A 19299-nucleotide genomic window follows, 5' to 3' on the forward strand; every position below is an offset into this window, starting at 1 on the left:
ATATCAGTATCTTTCAAACAATTCAATTCAAAATTCGGAAAATTTAAACAATATAAACTATACGATTTTTGATAGATCGCATTTTCCAGTTCAATAGTATACCGAAATAGAATGCGAAGTACGTCTATTGATATCGACATACTTCGCACTAAACATTTTTATATTTATGAATGATTAGATTTTAAACGTCTATTCCTTCTTTGTTACGAATCCCTTCAAGCATACGTCTTGTCATCGCTTCTAAATCATATTGAGGGTCAAATCCCCACTCGCCACGTGCACAACTCGTATCGATGCTATCTGGCCAGCTCTCAGCAATCCCTTGTCGCACAGGATCCACGTCATAGTCTAATGTAAAGTTTGGATCATGCTCTTGAATCGCCGCCTTAATCATTTCAGGCTCTATGCTCATTGCACTTAAGTTATACGCATTTCGATGAATTAACTTACCACCATCTGCTTCCATCAGTTTGATAATCGCATCAATGGCGTCATCCATAAACATCATATCCATGTACGTACCTTGATCAATATAGCTTGTATATTGTCCTTGACGAACTGCTTGGAAATAAATATCAACAGCATAGTCCGTAGTTCCTCCGCCTGGCTCTTTGATATATGAGATTAAACCAGGAAAACGTACACTACGCGTGTCTACACCAAATTTTGTAAAATAATAATCACATAATAATTCGCCAGATACTTTGTTAACCCCATACATTGTATTCGGACGTTGAATCGTCACTTGTGGCGTATTCTTTTTAGGTGTATTAGGTCCGAATGCTCCTATTGAACTTGGTGTGAAAAACTGTAATTCATATTTGCGTGCTACTTCTAAAGCATTGACTAAACCACCCATATTTAAATTCCATGCTAATAAAGGCTTTTGTTCAGCAGTTGCTGATAATAAAGCCGCCATATGCATTAATGTGTCAGGCTTGAACGCTTCAATTAATTGCTCCATACGTTTTGCATCGGTCACATCTAAAATTTCAAAAGGCCCTTCAGATACTATTGAATCTTGCTCTGGTTCGCGAATATCTGTTGCTAGAACATTTTCATTACCATAAATTTCTCGACATTTTGCAACAAGTTCCGTTCCAATTTGACCTAGTGCACCAGTAATCATTATCTTTTTCATAAATCATCATTCTCCTAACTGTCTTTCTCATAAAAACATATGTATTTCTCAAATGATCATTCATTCACAATGCACGTATATTATAACAATTAAGCGCTTTCTTGTACATTGAACACACACATACTTAGAATTTTTTTAATTTCTCAATAATTAAAAAAGTGGAATGTTTTCAACACTTACGGTATCGAAGTACTCATTCCACTTCATATTTAAATTAAATAACGTCTAATTCTTTACCAATGCGCTCATAAACGGCTAAAGCTTCATCTAACATTTCTTTAGTATGTGCAGCAGTTGGCATATTACGTACACGCCCTGTGCCACGAGGTACTGTTGGGAATACGATAGATTTAACATAGACCCCTTCATCCATTAAACGTTTACTAAATGCTTGCGTTTTCTTTTCATCACCGATAATGACTGGTGTGATAGGTGTTTCAGACTCACCTGTATTAAAGCCTAAACGATTTAACCCTTCTTTAAGGTATTTAGCATTATCCCATAATTGATCGTGCAATTCTGTTGACGCCATTAACTTTTTCACTGCCTCTGTAATCGCTTTAGTATCTCCAGGTGCAAGTGACGTCGAGAAAAGAAATGGACGTGATTGCACTTTTAACCAATCGATTAATTTTTGAGTTCCTGCAACATAACCACCAACGACACCAATCGCTTTTGATAATGTTCCAATTTGGAAGTCTACTTTATCTTGTAAACCGAAGTGCTTCACTGTACCTGCACCTTTCCCCATCACTCCTGAGCCGTGTGCATCATCAACATAAACCATAATACCGTATTCTTCACAAATTTCTACAATTTCTGGTAATTTGGCAACATCACCATCCATACTAAATACACCGTCTGTAATATACATGACTTTGTTGTATTGTCCTGATTCAACTGCTTCTTTTGCTTTTTGACGCAAATCATCCATGTCTGAATGATTAACACGAATAATTTTAGCTTTTGATAAACGACAGCCATCAATAATTGACGCGTGATTTAATTCATCTGACAGAATCGCATCATTTTTATTCATAACTGCTGAAATGGCTGCCATGTTACAATTAAAACCTGACTGATAAGCAATAGCTGCTTCTGTACCTTTAAACTCTGCAAGTGTTTTTTCAAGTTCGTCATGCACATCTAATGTTCCATTGATTGTGCGAACAGCACCAGCTCCTACACCGTGTGAATCAATTGCACTTTTAGCAGCTGCTTTTAAATCTTCATTTGTTGCCAATCCTAAGTAGTTATTTGAAGATAAATTGATGTATGTTTTACCATTAATTTTGATTTCTGGGCCATTTGCACCTTCAATTGTATCGATTTCGTTGTATAGCCCATTTTCTTTTAAGTCATTAATATTTTCATCAAGAAAATCATGTAACTTCTGTACCACGATTTATTCCCCTTTCATTTTTATAACTCAACCTTATCATAACGCATTTTGAACAAACTTCAAAGCAAGTGTATAATAAATCTATTACACTACAAGGAGAGATTGAAATTGACTGATTGGTTTCAAAAAGCCTACGAAAAAGAACCGTTTATGATTCAAACACGTCGTTACTTGCATCAATACCCCGAATTGTCATTCCAAGAACATCACACGCATCAATTCATTGTACAACACCTTGAAAAACTCAACTTTGAAATGAACGATCAAGTGGGTGAAAATGGGATAATTGCTAGAATAAAAGGTCAAGAAGATGGGCCTACTATTGCATTTCGAGCAGATTTTGACGCACTGCCAATTGAAGATTTAAAAGCAGTGCCTTATAAGTCAAAGATTCCAGGTGTGATGCATGCGTGCGGACATGACGGGCATACTGCTATTTTACTCGCAGTCGCAGAGCTACTTCACGAACACCAAGCACAATTAAAAGGAGATGTCGTTTTAATATTTCAATATGGCGAAGAGCTGATGCCTGGTGGCGCACAACAAATGATTGCAGATAATGCTCTTGTCGGTGTTGACCGAATATATGGCAATCATTTATGGAGTGGCTACCCTACAGGAACCATTCATACCCGTTCTGGCCCTATGATGGCACAACCTGATGAATTTAATATTACTATTCATGGTAAAGGTGGACACGGTGCTAAACCTCACGAAACAATTGATCCCATCGTCATTTTAGCCGAATTCATATTGAGCACACAAAAAATTGTTTCACGTACATTGGATCCAGTCAAACAAGCTGTGATTTCATTCGGGAAAATTGAAGCGGGTGAAGCTGACAACGTCATTCCTGATTTTGCTTTTTGTAGAGGAACCGTACGCACTTTTGAGCCTGAAGTCCAAGAGCATGTTCATTATAAAATGGATAAACTTTTACAAGGTTTGGCACTTGCTAATGACATAACATATGAATTCGATTATGTAAAAGGCTATCTCCCGGTCTACAATCATGAAAAACCTGTTGAGCATATTCAAAATGCAGCAAATGCTCTAAACTTTAGGTTCAATAAAGCGGACTTAATGATGGTAGGTGAAGATTTCTCTTTTTATCTCAAAGCACGTCCAGGGGCTTTCTTTCTGACTGGATGTGGTAATCATGAGAAAAACAGTGATTGGCCACATCATAGTCCATATTTTGATATTGATGAGTCCGCGATGAAATATGCCGTAAGCACTTTTATGAAAATACTCGAATCTGAAAATGTCTTAGTATAATCTCATTTTAATTGATACGAATATAACATAAAATCTTCTATCATCTTCGCATATGCTTTAAAACAAAATATAAGTACAAAAAAAGAGTTGGCATTAAGCCAACTCTTTTTAGTAAAGATAGAGATTATTCGTGGATTTCAGTAACAACGCCTGATCCTACAGTACGTCCACCTTCACGGATTGAGAAACGTGTACCGTCTTCGATAGCGATTGGAGAAATTAATTCAACTTCCATTTCAACGTTATCGCCAGGCATAACCATTTCTGTACCTTCTGGTAAGTTAACTACACCAGTTACGTCAGTAGTACGGAAATAGAATTGTGGGCGGTAGTTAGAGAAGAATGGCGTGTGACGTCCACCTTCGTCTTTTGATAATACGTAAACTTCTGCTTTAAATTTTGTGTGTGGTGTGATTGAACCAGGAGCAGCTAAAACTTGTCCACGGTTGATGTCTTCACGAGCAACACCACGTAATAATGCACCGATGTTGTCACCAGCTTCAGCGTAGTCTAATAACTTACGGAACATTTCTACACCAGTAACAGTTGTTTTAGAAGATTGTTCAGTTAAACCGATGATTTCAACTTCTTCACCAACTTTGATTTGACCACGTTCAACACGGCCTGTTGCAACAGTACCACGACCAGTGATTGAGAATACGTCCTCAACTGGCATCATGAATGGCTTGTCAGAATCACGTTCTGGAGTTGGAATGTAAGTGTCTACAGCTTCCATTAATTCTAAGATTTTAGCTTCGTATTCAGCGTCGCCTTCTAAAGCTTTTAATGCTGAACCAGCGATTACAGGTACGTCATCACCTGGGAAGTCGTATTCAGATAATAAGTCACGAACTTCCATTTCAACTAATTCTAATAATTCTTCATCGTCAACCATGTCAACTTTGTTTAAGAATACAACTAATGCTGGTACACCAACGTTACGTGATAAAAGGATGTGTTCACGAGTTTGTGGCATTGGACCGTCAGCAGCAGATACTACTAAGATACCACCGTCCATTTGAGCAGCACCAGTGATCATGTTTTTAACGTAGTCAGCGTGACCTGGGCAGTCAACGTGAGCATAGTGACGTTTGTCAGTTTGGTACTCAATATGTGATGTATTGATTGTGATACCACGTTCTTTTTCTTCTGGAGCGTTGTCAATCATGTCGTATGATTGTGCTACAGTGTCACCATTTTTCGCTAATACAGTTGCGATAGCAGCTGTTAATGTTGTTTTACCATGGTCAACGTGACCGATAGTTCCGATATTGGCATGTTCTAATGAACGATCGAATTTTTCTTTAGCCATTATAAAATCTCTCCTCTTCAATTAAGAATTAAATTATTATCACTCATGAAAGTTACTCACCAACATGAGATAGATTATCTTTATTCCTTTATAAATCATTTTACAGTAAAAATCAATTTATAAACAAGGATAATATAGCTTAACAAATAGATAAACTATTACTCACCTTTGTTCTTTTTAATGATCTCTTCAGAAATTGATTTAGGAACTTCTGCGTAATGATCAAAGTACATTGTGTACGTACCGCGACCTTGAGTGTTTGAACGTAATGAAGTTGCATAACCGAACATTTCTGAAAGTGGTACAAAAGCGTTAACCACTTGCGCGTTACCACGAGGTTCCATACCATCTACACGTCCACGACGAGCAGTAACGTCACCCATGATGTCACCCATGTATTCTTCAGGCATTTCGATTGTAACTTTCATCATTGGTTCTAAGATGACTGGATCACATTTTTTAGCGGCTTCTTTAAGTGCTAATGATGCAGCAATTTTGAAGGCCATTTCAGATGAGTCGACATCGTGGTATGAACCATCAAATAATTTAGCTTTAACATCGATTAACGGATAACCTGCTAATACACCGTTTTCCATTGCATCTTTAAGACCTTGTTCAACTGATGGAATGTATTCACGTGGAACTACACCACCAACGATAGCGTTTTCGAATTCGAAACCTGCACCTGTTTCGTTAGGTGTGAATTCGATATGAACGTCACCGTATTGACCACGACCACCAGATTGACGAGAGAATTTACCTTGAACAGATGCACCTTGTTTGAATGTTTCACGGTAAGATACCATTGGTGCACCTACGTTAGCTTCAACGTTGAATTCTTTTTTCATACGGTCAACAATGATGTCAAGGTGAAGCTCACCCATACCACCAATGATAACTTGACCAGTTTCTTCGTCAGTATGCGCTTTAAATGTTGGGTCTTCTTCTTGAAGTTTAACAAGCGCTTGAGTCATTTTATCTTGGTCAGCTTTAGATTTTGGTTCAACTGATAAGTGAATAACTGGCTCTGGGAATTCCATTGACTCAAGGATGATGTCATTTTTCTCTCCGCAAAGCGTATCACCTGTACCAGTCTCTTTAAGACCTACTGCAGCAGCAATATCCCCTGAGTATACTGTGCTGATTTCTTCACGTGAGTTCGCGTGCATTTGTAGGATACGACCTACACGTTCACGTTTACCTTTAGTTGAGTTCTTAACGTAAGAACCTGAAGTTAATGTACCTGAGTACACACGGAAGAATGTTAACTTACCAACATAAGGGTCAGTCATAACTTTAAATGCCAATGCAGCAAATTCTGCATCGTCATCTGCTTTAGCGATAACTTCTTGTTCAGGGTCATCAGCGCGGTGACCAACGATTGGCTTAACATCTAATGGAGATGGTAAGTAGTCGATTACTGCGTCTAACATTAATTGAACACCTTTGTTTTTGAATGCTGTACCACATAATACAGGGTAGAATTCAACATCAGTTGTTGCTTTACGAATCGCATCTTTAAGTTCATCAACAGTGATTTCTTCTTCACTGAAGATTTTTTCCATTAATTCTTCGTTTGTTTCAGCAACAGCTTCAATTAATGTTTCACGTGCTTCTTCTGCACGCTCACGATGATCTTCAGGAATTTCAATTTCTTCAATTTCTGTTCCTAAGTCATTGTTATATTTAAAACATTTCATTGTAACTAAGTCAATGATTGCTTCGAATTCATCTTCAGCACCGATTGGTAATTGGATAGGAGCAGCATTTGCATTTAAACGATCGTGTAAAGTGCTAACTGAATATTCAAAGTTTGCACCCATTTTGTCCATTTTGTTGACAAATACGATACGTGGTACACCGTAAGTTGTTGCTTGACGCCAAACTGTTTCAGTTTGAGGTTCTACACCTGATTGTGCATCAAGTACTGTTACAGCACCATCAAGTACACGTAATGAACGCTCAACTTCAACAGTGAAGTCTACGTGTCCAGGTGTGTCGATGATGTTTACACGGTGGTCATTCCATGCAGCTGTAGTTGCAGCTGATGTGATTGTAATACCACGGTCTTGCTCTTGTTCCATCCAGTCCATTTGTGAAGCACCTTCATGTGTTTCACCAATTTTGTGGATACGTCCAGTGTAATAAAGAATACGTTCAGTAGTAGTCGTTTTACCAGCATCAATGTGCGCCATGATACCGATATTACGCGTGTTTTTCAAAGAAAAGTCTCTTCCCATGGGTATTCTTTCTCCTTCCAAAATATAGGATAATATAAATAGATATAGCTCTACCCTAAGCATTCACGGGATAACACATCAATAAGTTATGCAACGTGTTGATGAGAACCATTTAAGTGATAACTGCTCAGGGATTTAGCTTTTATCTTACCAACGATAATGAGCGAATGCTTTGTTAGCTTCAGCCATTTTGTGAGTGTCTTCACGTTTTTTAACTGCGCCACCAACGTTGTTTGCTGCGTCTAAGATTTCGTTAGCTAAACGCTCTTCCATAGTTTTTTCACCACGAAGACGCGCATAGTTCACTAACCAACGTAAACCTAAAGTAGTACGACGCTCTGGACGAACTTCTACAGGTACTTGGTAGTTAGAACCCCCTACACGACGAGCTTTAACTTCAAGTACTGGCATAATGTTGTTGATTGCTTCTTCAAATACTTCTAATGCGTCACGACCTGAGCGTTCTTGCACTAAGTCGAATGCAGAATAAAGAATACGTTGAGCTGTTCCACGTTTACCATCTAACATAATCTTATTGATTAATTTTGTGACTAACTTAGAGTTGTGAATTGGATCTGGTAACACATCTCTTTTAGGTACTGATCCTTTACGAGGCATAACACAAGTCCTCCCTTCCTATTATAGTATATTTATAATCTATCAGTCATGGCATATTGTATATATTTACAATATTTTAACCTTATTTCTTAGGTTTTTTAGTACCGTATAATGAACGGCCTTGCATACGTCCTTCAACACCTGAAGTATCTAATGCACCACGTACGATATGGTAACGTACACCAGGTAAGTCTTTTACACGTCCGCCACGTACAAGTACAACACTGTGCTCTTGTAAGTTATGGCCGATACCAGGAATGTATGCGTTGATTTCGATGTTGTTAGATAAACGAACACGTGCATATTTACGTAATGCTGAGTTCGGTTTCTTTGGTGTCATTGTACCAACACGAGTACATACGCCACGTTTTTGTGGTGAATTTAATTGAGTAAATTGTTTTTTCTGACTGTTAAAACCTCTGTTTAAAGCTGGTGAGTCAGATTTTTTAGTTTTACTTCTTCTTGGTTTACGTACTAATTGATTAATAGTAGGCATTTCAAATTCCTCCTCTCTTCATTTCTTAATCCCACACATCCAGGTGGTTCATTTTTAGGTTAAATAAAATTTAGTAAGCGTATACTTACTAAGTTCATTTTAACAAAGCAACAACGGTTGCCTTTACATTTATACCAAAACATTCTCCAAGCGCATGTTGACTTGAAAAGAACTCAATAGGTATCTTGTTTTGATTGGCAAAGCTTAACACGCGCGCCAGTAAATGAATATCGACATTTTTTGCAATAATCAATTGACTGACACGTTGTTGCTTTAATGCTTTTAAAGTTTCCTTTAAGCCAACAACGTAAGCTTGTTTGTTTAAGCGTGCGACTTTTTCATTAGACATTTACATATCCTCCAAAGTACTGCTTGCATCAACCTTTACTATATTACCATTGACAGAAGTTCACGTCAATAGTTTATATCAAAAATCGACAAACTCATTTTTGAAAGATGAAGGCATGAGAACATGAAAATGCTCATGCCTTCACCTAGTATTAATCTACAATGACTTGTTCAAGTTCTTCAGTTTTTTTCTCTTCTTCTAATTCTACGCCACTGTAACGTTTCATACCTGTACCAGCTGGAATTAGCTTACCGATAATAACGTTTTCTTTAAGTCCAAGTAAATCATCACGCTTACCTTTGATAGCTGCATCTGTAAGTACACGCGTTGTTTCTTGGAATGACGCTGCTGATAAGAAACTTTCTGTCTCAAGAGACGCTTTTGTAATACCTAATAATACTGGTTTTGCTGTTGCAGGGCGTTTACGCTCTTTAAATGCTTCGCGGTTTGCATCTGTAAAGTTGTGAATATCAACAAGAGAACCTGGTAATAATTTTGTATCGCCAGCTTCGATAATACGAACTTTACGTAACATTTGACGTACCATGACTTCAACGTGTTTGTCGTCAATTTCTACCCCTTGCATACGGTAAACTTTTTGAACCTCTTTTAATAAGTACGTTTCAGTTGCTGTTAAACCAGCGACTGATAAGTAATTTTTAGGTTCAATTGACCCTTCTGTTAATGCTTCACCGCGCTCTACAGATTGACCAATTTCAACTTTAAGACGTGAAGCACCCGGAGCCATATAAGACAGTGTTTCGTTAGCACCTTTAACAACAATCTCTTGTTGTCTGTCTTTACCAACTGTAATGTTATCGATAACACCTTCGATTTCAGTAATAACAGCTTGTCCTTTAGGATTACGTGCTTCAAAAATCTCTTGAATACGCGGTAAACCTTGCGTGATATCGCTACCGGCTACCCCACCAGTATGGAATGTACGCATTGTTAATTGTGTACCTGGCTCACCGATAGATTGAGCAGCAATAGTACCAACTGCCTCACCCACTTCAACTTTTTCACCAGTTGCTAAGTTTTTACCGTAACATTTTTCACATACACCATGACGTGTGTTACATGTGAAGGCAGATCGAATGTACATTTCTTCAATACCTGCATCTGTAATCTCTTTTGCGATATCTGGTGTAATAAGTTCATCAGGACGAATAATCACTTTATCAGTTTCTGGGTGACGAACTGTTTCTTTTGAATAACGTCCTTCAATACGCTCGATAAATGGTTCGATCATTTCTGTACCTTCTTTAATATCAGATACAAGTAATCCGCGATCTGTACCACAATCTTCTTCGCGGACAATAACATCTTGTGCCACATCAACAAGACGTCGAGTAAGGTAACCTGAGTCCGCTGTTTTAAGAGCTGTATCGGCAAGACCTTTACGCGCACCGTGTGTTGAGATGAAGTACTCTAATACTGTTAAACCTTCACGGAATGACGATGTGATTGGAAGTTCGATAATTTTACCTGATGGTGCCGCCATTAAACCACGCATACCTGCAAGTTGCGTAAAGTTAGATGCGTTACCACGGGCACCAGAGTCACTCATCATAAAGATAGGGTTTGTTTTATCAAGGGATTTCATCAGTTTCTCTTGAATTCTATCTTTTGCATTTGTCCAAATTTCAATAACAGCATTGTATCGTTCTTCTTCTGTTAAAAGACCACGGTTAAATTGCTTTTGAACACTTTCAACGCGCTTTTCTGATTCATCTAAAATTTCTTGTTTGTCTGGTAATACAACGATGTCTGCAACACCTACTGTAATACCTGCTTTAGATGAATACTTGAATCCTAAGTCTTTCATTAAGTCAAGCATCATTGACGTATCAGTGATACTGAATCGGTTAAATACTTCAGCGATAATTTTTCCTAAGAACCCTTTATTAAATGGCTTAACTAATTCAAGGTTTTCGAAGTACTCAGCTAGACCACCTTCACCTAGTTCTGAAGGATCAACAAAGTACTTATCTGGCGTACTATGTTCTAAGTTTTCAGCCGTTGGTTCGTTAATATAAGCAAACGAATCCGGAATGATTTCATTGAATATAATCTTACCTACAGAAGTCATTAAAAGTTTGCGCTTTTGTTCTTCTGTAAATGTTGGGTTGTTGAATGATGCAGCATGTACACCGATACGAGTGTGTAAGTGTACATGACCATTTGCATAGGCTTTTAACACTTCGTTCGTATCATTGAAAATCATACCTGTATTGACAGCGTCTTTACGCTCTAATGTTAAATAATAGTTACCTAATACCATGTCTTGTGATGGTGTTACAACTGGCTTACCATCTTTAGGGTTCAAGATATTTTGTGCAGCAAGCATTAACATACGCGCTTCAGCTTGTGCTTCTTTTGACAATGGTACGTGAACAGCCATTTGGTCACCATCAAAGTCGGCGTTATAAGCTGTTGTTACAAGTGGATGTAAACGGATTGCACGGCCTTCTACTAATGTTGGTTCAAAGGCTTGGATACCAAGTCTGTGTAATGTTGGCGCACGGTTAAGTAATACTGGGTGTTCAATAATCACGTCTTCTAAAACGTCCCATACTTCATCTTCCGTACGTTCGATTTTACTTTTAGCATTTTTGATATTCGTTGCAATTTCACGTTGCACTAATTCTTTCATTACAAATGGTTTGAATAGCTCTAATGCCATTTCTTTAGGCAAACCACATTGGTACATTTTCAGGCTTGGACCTACTGCGATAACAGAACGACCAGAATAGTCAACACGCTTACCTAATAAGTTTTGACGGAAACGACCTTGCTTCCCTTTTAACATGTGTGATAACGATTTTAATGGACGGTTACCTGGTCCAGTTACCGGACGACCACGACGACCGTTATCAATCAGAGCATCTACCGCCTCTTGTAGCATACGCTTTTCGTTTTGAACGATGATGCCAGGCGCACCTAAATCAAGTAAACGTTTCAAACGATTGTTACGGTTAATCACACGGCGGTATAAATCGTTTAAGTCACTTGTCGCAAAACGACCTCCATCAAGTTGAACCATTGGACGGATTTCAGGTGGGATAATTGGAAGTACATCCAAAATCATCCACGCAGGATTGTTCCCTGAATTACGGAATGATTCTACAACTTCTAAACGCTTAATGGCACGTGTTAAACGTTGTCCTGTTGCAGATTCAAGTTCTTCACGTAAAAATTTAAGCTCTTCATCTAAATTAATTTCATTTAGTAAGTCTTTAATTCCTTCTGCACCCATTTTGGCAGTGAATTGACCAGGGAATTTATCGTAGTACTCACGGAATTCAGCTTCTGATAGTAATGTTTTCTTTTCTAACCCAGTTGGGCCTGGATCAACAACAACGTAAGATGCAAAATAAATGACTTCCTCTAATGCACGTGGTGACATATCTAAAAGCAATCCCATACGACTTGGGATTCCTTTAAAATACCAAATATGAGATACAGGTGCAGCAAGTTCAATGTGCCCCATTCTCTCACGACGTACTTTAGATTTTGTAACCTCCACACCACAGCGGTCACAAATCATACCTTTATAACGTACACGTTTGTACTTACCACAACTACATTCCCAGTCTTTAGTCGGCCCAAAAATTCTCTCACAGAATAGACCGTCTTTTTCAGGTTTCAAAGTTCTATAGTTAATTGTTTCAGGTTTTTTTACCTCACCATATGACCAAGAACGGATTTTTTCAGGTGAAGCGAGTCCTATTTTCATGTAATGGAATTTATTTACATCAATCAAGGAGCCTACCTCCTTTAGTTTAAATTAGCTGAGCTATTTGATTGATTCACTATATATCAATGCGATTGATGTAGGATGTCGAGATAAGGTCATGCTTTAGCACGAACCCTTACCTCTTCCTACACTGTCTCGGGTATACACTATTATTCGTTTGTTTCAATTTGTGATTCTGGAACACTTGACTGTTGAACATTGATTTTGCGATCTGGTACATCATCATCACCTAAGTCGCGCATTTCAATTTCGTTGTCTTGTTCATCCATCACTTTAACGTCAAGACCTAAACTTTGTAATTCTTTCATCAATACTCGGAATGACTCTGGAACGCTTGGTCTTGTAATGTTTTCGCCTTTAACAATAGCTTCGTAAGTTTTCACGCGTCCTACAGTGTCATCAGATTTGTAAGTTAAGATTTCTTGTAATGTGTATGCTGCACCATATGCTTCAAGTGCCCATACCTCCATCTCACCAAATCTTTGACCACCGAACTGCGCTTTACCACCTAATGGTTGTTGTGTGACGAGTGAGTACGGTCCAGTTGAACGCGCGTGAAGTTTATCATCAACCATGTGCGCAAGTTTCAACATGTACATCACACCAACAGAGATACGGTTGTCAAACGGCTCACCAGTACGACCATCGTATAAAACGGTTTTACCGTCACGTGCCATACCTGCTTCTTCAATTGTTGACCATACGTCATCATCGTTAGCACCATCAAATACTGGAGAAGCAACATGAATACCTAAGTTTTTCGCGGCCATACCTAAGTGCAACTCTAATACTTGTCCGATATTCATACGAGATGGTACACCAAGTGGGTTTAACATGATGTCAATCGGGCGTCCGTCTGGTAAATAAGGCATATCTTCTTCTGGTACGATTTTAGAGATGACACCTTTGTTACCGTGACGACCACACATCTTATCCCCAACATGGATTTTACGTTTTTGTACGATATAAACGCGCACGAGTTGGTTCACACCTGGTGATAATGAGTCGTCGCCTTCTTCACGATTAAACACTTTAACATCTAGCACAATACCACCGGCACCGTGTGGTACACGTAATGATGTATCACGTACTTCACGTGCTTTCTCACCGAAGATAGCATGTAATAAACGTTCTTCAGCCGTTAATTCTGTCACACCTTTTGGCGTTACTTTACCAACAAGAATATCTCCATCTTTGACTTCAGCACCGACATAAACAATGCCTCGATCGTCTAAGTTTTTCAACGCACTTTCAGATACGTTAGGAATATCGCGCGTGATTTCTTCAGGCCCTAACTTTGTATCACGTGCCTCAGATTCATACTCTTCAATATGAATAGATGTGTATACGTCATCTTTCACAAGACGTTCACTCATAATAACAGCATCTTCATAGTTATAACCGTCCCATGTCATGAAGCCAACAACAACGTTACGACCTAACGCCATCTCTCCAAGTTCCATAGAAGGTCCATCAGCTAAGATTTCGCCTTTTTCAACGATATCTCCCGCTGCAATAATCGGTCTTTGGTTATAACATGTCCCTGAGTTAGAACGTTTAAATTTAGCTAAAGGATAACGATCTAATTCACCGTCAACTTCTTGTCCATTATCATCAATAAGACGACGTACTAAGATTTCGCTCGATTGCACATGCTCAACGCGACCACGGTTTTTACAGATAACTGCAGCACCAGAATCACGTGCAGCAACGTGTTCCATTCCTGTCCCAACAAATGGTGATTCGGGATTCATTAAAGGTACAGCTTGACGTTGCATGTTCGCACCCATTAATGCACGGTTAGAGTCATCGTTTTCTAAGAATGGGATACATGCCGTCGCAGCAGAAACGACTTGCTTAGGCGATACGTCCATGTAGTCCATTTTTTCTTTGGCCATCGTTGTATTGTTTCCGCGGAAACGACATACAATCTCGTCATCCAAGAAACGGCCTTCTTCGTCTAATCGTGCGTTTGCTTGTGCAACAACATAACTATCTTCTTCATCAGCTGTAAGATAGTCAATTTGGTCTGTAATTTTATTTGTCTCAAGATCGACTTTACGATATGGTGTTTCGATAAATCCAAATTCGTTAACACGTGCATAACTTGATAATGAGTTGATTAATCCGATGTTCGGCCCCTCTGGCGTTTCAATAGGACACATGCGACCATAGTGAGAGTAGTGAACGTCACGCACTTCCATCTGTGCACGTTCTCTCGTTAAACCACCAGGTCCTAATGCGGATAGACGACGTTTATGCGTCAACTCAGCTAGCGGGTTAGCTTGATCCATGAATTGAGACAATTGAGAACTACCAAAGAACTCTTTAATAGACGCAATTACAGGGCGAATATTAATCAACTGCTGTGGTGTAATAGAGTCAGTATCTTGAATAGACATTCTTTCGCGTACGACACGTTCCATTCTTGATAAACCAATACGGAATTGGTTTTGTAGTAACTCACCAACAGAACGAAGACGACGATTTCCAAGATGATCAATGTCATCCGTATAACCGATACCATGTAATAAATTGAAGAAATAAGACATTGAAGCAACGATATCAGCTGGTGTGATACATTTGACAGCAGAGTCTGGAAATGCGTTTCCGATCACTGTTGTTGTACGCTCTTCATCATCATTTGGTACATAAACTTTGATAGATTGAACTTCAACTGGTTCATCTACAATACTATTTGGAAGTTCGTAAACTTGCGCATTTGCATTTGACTCAAGCACATCCATGATTTCGTCTAATTTGCGACGATCTAACACTGTGCCTTCCTCAGCCACAATTTCCCCAGTTTCAGTATTAACGATAGGTTCAGCAAGTTTTTGATTAAACAAACGATGCTTTAAGTGTAATTTTTTATTTGTTTTATAGCGTCCTACACTTGCTAAATCATAGCGCTTTGGATCGAAAAAGCGTGAATATAATAAGCTCTTCGCGTTTTCAACTGTAGGTGGTTCACCTGGACGTAAACGTTCATATATTTCTAATAAAGCTTGCTCTGTATTTTCAGTATTATCTTTTTCTAATGTGTTACGTAAGTATTCGTTATCACCAATAAGCTCAATGATTTCTTGGTCAGTTGAATAACCTAATGCACGTAATAAGACTGTTAATGGTAATTTACGTGTTCTATCAATGCGGACGTATACGACATCTTTTGCATCAGTTTCATACTCTAACCAAGCACCACGGTTAGGGATGACAGTTGCATCATAATTCACACGCCCATTTTTATCTAATTTTTCATTGAAGTAGACTGATGGTGAACGTACTAATTGCGATACGATAACACGTTCAGCCCCATTAATAACGAATGTTCCTGTCTCAGTCATCAATGGGAAATCACCCATGAATACTTCTTGATCTTTAACTTCGCCTGTTTCCTTAATAATAAGGCGTACTTTTACACGTAATGGTGCAGCATAAGTCGCATCACGGTTTTTTGATTCTTCTAAATCATATTTAGGCTCGCCTAGTCGATAATCAACAAACTCTAGCGAAAGATTTCCAGTAAAGTCTTCAATCGGTGAAATGTCTCTAAACATTTCCAAAAGACCTTCTTTTAAAAACCAGTCATAAGATTTAGTTTGAATCTCTATAAGGTTTGGTAACTCTAAAACTTCTGAGATTCTTGCATAGTTTCTACGTTTACGATGTCTTCCATATTGGACAAATTGACCTGCCAAACAGATTCACCCCTCGAAAATTGTGTCATACTTGTTGGTAACGTTCATGTAACAAGACAAAAAGAAAACGGTAGCACATGAAATACGATGACACCATTTTCTATTCTGACAGTTTATTTATGAATGTTACAATGAAACTTTAACCGTAAAAGTACACACTTATTGAACATAATTTTTTCATCTTAATACTTTATCATAACTACAAAATAAAATCAAGGTTTTACGCTTTTTAATATATGATAACCTTTTTGGTTGGCAATTGATTCTACGTTACCAAATACTTCGTCCATTTTCTTTTTAGCAGATGGCATACCTTGTTTCTTTTGAATCACAACATATAACGCACCTTGTGTTTTTAACTTTATAAAAGCATCTTCTAAAATTTGATGTACGACCTTTTTTCCAGCGCGTATAGGCGGATTAGTCAAAATGTAATCACACGATGCTCTTTCAATTGCTGTTAATCCATCACTTTCTTGAATCGAAACGTTTTGAATTGCATTGTGGCTAGCATTTTTTTGCGCTAAGCCTAATGCACGTCTATTAACATCCAACAAGGTCACATGATCATGTGGTGCAACTTTTGCTAACATTAAACCAATTGGACCATATCCACAGCCAACATCTGCAATCTCTTTAGTTTGACCAGGCGGATGTTCACGCAAGAAAGTTTGAATTAATAAGTCTGAACCAAAATCAACCTTATCTCTTGAGAAAACACCTGTATCTGTTACAAGGTTCAAAGTATGTTGATGATAATGGTATTGTATGTTTTTTTCGTTCGTTTCTACATCAGGATGTGCATCATAATAATGACTCATATGTCACACCTCTTTTATATTGTTGTATATATTCAAAAACCCGCTATCACTTAAGAATAGCGGGTTTTTCACTTATCAATGAATTATTTTAATTCTACAGAAGCGCCAACTTCTTCTAATTGTTCTTTAAGTTTTTCAGCTTCTTCTTTAGGCATAGCTTCTTTGATTACGCTTGGAGCGCCGTCAACTAATTCTTTAGCATCTTTTAAGCCTAAACCAGTTGCTTCTTTAACTGCTTTAACAACTTTGATTTTTGATGATCCAGCTGAAGTTAATTCAACATCAAATTCAGTTTTTTCTGCTGCTGCGTCTCCGCCTGCTGCACCTGCTGCTGCAACTGGAGCTGCTGCTGTTACACCAAATTCTTCTTCGATTGCTTTAACTAAGTCATTTAATTCTAATACTGACATTTCTTTAATTGCTTCAATGATTTGCTCTTGATTAGCCATTTAAAATTCCTCCAATTTTTTTAGGTTTTTTATAAATTATTCAGCGTTTTCTGCGTTTTCTTTGTCTTCTCCAACAGCTTTAACCGCATAAGCGAAGTTGCGGATTGGAGCTTGTAATACAGAAAGAAGCATTGATACAAGACCTTCGTGTGATGGTAGTGAACCCACTGTTTTAACTTCTTCAGCAGAGATAACGTTACCTTCCATTACACCTGTCTTAATTTCTAAAGCTTCATGTTCTTTTGCAAAACCAGCAATAACCTTAGCTGGCGCTACAACGTCTTCAGTAGTGAATGCTACTGCTGTTGGACCAGTTAAAAACTCATCTAATCCTTCAATACCAGCTTGTTCAGCTGCACGACGTAACATTGTGTTTTTGTATACTTTGTACTGAACGCCAGCTTCACGTAATTGCTTACGTAATTCTGTTACTTCAGCAACTGTTAAACCACGGTAGTCAACAACTACTGTTGATACAGAGCTTTTAAGTTGTTCAGCGATAACATCAACATGTTGTTTTTTCGCTTCGATAATCTTAGACATTTAGACACCTCCATAGATAAGTTTTGGTGCTTTATCTATCCGAGTATTCACTCAAATAAAAAAGCACTTTTTACCCTCGGCAAAAAGTGCTTGAATGTTTTTCACGTTCAAGTCAATTTAGCCTCGGTAGGATAAGCGTTTAAGTTCAATAAAGAACTCCTACTGTCTTAGGTAAAATATTCAACAAAATTTAATATACCGGTTTTCGTGTAATATGTCAACCGTTTTTGATAGTTTTAATGCAATATATTATAATTTAAAGCTAGCTGTATCAACTTTAACACCAGGACCCATTGTCGTTGTCACTGCAACAGATTTAAAGTAAGTACCTTTAGCTGATGCTGGTTTAGCTTTAGTTAATACATCTTGTAAAGTTTTGAAGTTTTCTACTAATTTGTCAGTATCAAATGATACTTTACCAATAGAAGCGTGAACAATACCTGCTTTTTCTGCACGGTATTCTACTTTACCAGCTTTGATTTCTTCGACTGCTTTTTTAACATCCATCGTCACTGTACCAGTTTTAGGGTTTGGCATTAAACCTTTAGGTCCTAATACACGACCTAATTTACCAACTTCACCCATCATGTCAGGTGTTGCAACAACTACGTCAAAATCAAACCAACCTTGTTGGATTTTGTTAACGTATTCTGCATCGCCAACATAGTCAGCACCTGCTGCTTCTGCTTCTGCAATTTTATCACCTTTAGCAAATACTAATACACGTTGCGATTTACCAGTACCATGTGGTAATACAACTGCTCCACGGATTTGCTGATCGTTTTTACGTGTATCAATTCCTAAACGGAACGCCACTTCAACTGAAGCATCAAAGTTAGCAATTGATGTTTCTTTAGCTAAGCTGATTGCTTCTTCAACTGAATAGACTGCTTGACGATCAATTTTGCTAATTGCTTCTTGATACTTTTTACCTTTTTTAGCCATCTTTTTTCCTCCTTTAGTGGTTTTATCGGAATGTCCTCCCACATTTGGAACGGGATAGAATTGTTTCATTCACAAAATGTGAGTCCCGTTCATAATATGTAGCACCTCTTTGATGCCACATATTACCTTTTATCGCTATACATTTTTATGGATGGGATTGTTGGTCCCATCCTCTTTGCGCTAAACATGAAGTTAGACTAAAACTGATTATCAGCTTTCAAAGGAGTCCTTTTGAGTCGTAACC

Annotated in this window: 14 protein-coding genes and 1 other annotated feature; of the genes, 1 reads left to right on the forward strand and 13 read right to left on the reverse strand. The window is 38.2% G+C overall.

Going from position 1 to position 19299, the window contains the following annotated elements:
- Positions 1-181: 181 nt before the first annotated feature.
- Positions 182-1141 carry an NAD-dependent epimerase/dehydratase family protein gene (locus C7J90_RS01880; RefSeq protein ID WP_103207212.1) on the reverse strand — a complete coding sequence of 320 codons (960 nt, stop codon included), beginning with the start codon at positions 1139-1141 and terminating at the stop codon, positions 182-184.
- Between the two features lie 214 nt (positions 1142-1355).
- Positions 1356-2543: a glycine C-acetyltransferase gene (locus tag C7J90_RS01885; protein WP_103207210.1), complete on the reverse strand. Its 1188-nt coding sequence runs from the start codon at positions 2541-2543 to the stop codon at positions 1356-1358.
- 108 nt (positions 2544-2651) lie between these two features.
- Here C7J90_RS01885 and C7J90_RS01890 point away from each other — a divergent pair, with 108 nt between their 5' ends.
- Positions 2652-3821: an amidohydrolase gene (locus C7J90_RS01890; protein WP_103207209.1), complete on the forward strand. Its 1170-nt coding sequence runs from the start codon at positions 2652-2654 to the stop codon at positions 3819-3821.
- A gap of 124 nt (positions 3822-3945) precedes the next feature.
- Here the strand turns inward: C7J90_RS01890 and tuf are convergent, their stop codons facing one another.
- The 11 genes from tuf to rplA form a co-directional block, all read right to left on the reverse strand.
- Complete coding sequence (gene tuf / locus C7J90_RS01895; RefSeq protein WP_103207207.1) at positions 3946-5133, reverse strand: elongation factor Tu; 1188 nt, start codon at positions 5131-5133, stop codon at positions 3946-3948.
- Between the two features lie 158 nt (positions 5134-5291).
- Complete coding sequence (fusA, locus tag C7J90_RS01900; protein WP_103207206.1) at positions 5292-7373, reverse strand: elongation factor G; 2082 nt, start codon at positions 7371-7373, stop codon at positions 5292-5294.
- A gap of 147 nt (positions 7374-7520) precedes the next feature.
- Positions 7521-7991 carry a 30S ribosomal protein S7 gene (gene rpsG / locus C7J90_RS01905; RefSeq protein WP_103207204.1) on the reverse strand — a complete coding sequence of 157 codons (471 nt, stop codon included), beginning with the start codon at positions 7989-7991 and terminating at the stop codon, positions 7521-7523.
- 82 nt (positions 7992-8073) lie between these two features.
- Positions 8074-8487, reverse strand: coding sequence for a 30S ribosomal protein S12 (gene rpsL / locus C7J90_RS01910; RefSeq protein WP_103207203.1), 414 nt, complete (start codon positions 8485-8487; stop codon positions 8074-8076).
- 94 nt (positions 8488-8581) lie between these two features.
- On the reverse strand, positions 8582-8836 hold the full coding sequence (locus C7J90_RS01915) for a ribosomal L7Ae/L30e/S12e/Gadd45 family protein (protein WP_103207201.1): 255 nt from the start codon (positions 8834-8836) through the stop codon (positions 8582-8584).
- 151 nt (positions 8837-8987) lie between these two features.
- Positions 8988-12602, reverse strand: coding sequence for a DNA-directed RNA polymerase subunit beta' (gene rpoC, locus C7J90_RS01920; RefSeq protein WP_103207199.1), 3615 nt, complete (start codon positions 12600-12602; stop codon positions 8988-8990).
- A gap of 143 nt (positions 12603-12745) precedes the next feature.
- On the reverse strand, positions 12746-16297 hold the full coding sequence (rpoB, locus tag C7J90_RS01925; protein WP_103207198.1) for a DNA-directed RNA polymerase subunit beta: 3552 nt from the start codon (positions 16295-16297) through the stop codon (positions 12746-12748).
- A 212-nt stretch (positions 16298-16509) separates the two neighbouring features.
- On the reverse strand, positions 16510-17118 hold the full coding sequence (locus C7J90_RS01930) for a class I SAM-dependent methyltransferase (RefSeq protein WP_103207196.1): 609 nt from the start codon (positions 17116-17118) through the stop codon (positions 16510-16512).
- Positions 17119-17201: 83 nt separating this feature from the next.
- A complete protein-coding gene (gene rplL, locus C7J90_RS01935) occupies positions 17202-17567 on the reverse strand; it encodes a 50S ribosomal protein L7/L12 (RefSeq protein WP_103207195.1) in 366 nt (121 codons plus the stop codon).
- 36 nt (positions 17568-17603) lie between these two features.
- Positions 17604-18110, reverse strand: coding sequence for a 50S ribosomal protein L10 (rplJ, locus tag C7J90_RS01940; protein WP_103207193.1), 507 nt, complete (start codon positions 18108-18110; stop codon positions 17604-17606).
- 48 nt (positions 18111-18158) lie between these two features.
- Positions 18159-18300 (reverse strand) — a sequence feature (ribosomal protein L10 leader region).
- 59 nt (positions 18301-18359) lie between these two features.
- Complete coding sequence (rplA, locus tag C7J90_RS01945; RefSeq protein ID WP_103207192.1) at positions 18360-19055, reverse strand: 50S ribosomal protein L1; 696 nt, start codon at positions 19053-19055, stop codon at positions 18360-18362.
- Positions 19056-19299: the final 244 nt, after the last annotated feature.

The organism is Staphylococcus felis (genome assembly GCF_003012915.1).
In the GTDB taxonomy this organism is placed as follows: Bacteria; Bacillota; Bacilli; order Staphylococcales; family Staphylococcaceae; genus Staphylococcus; species Staphylococcus felis.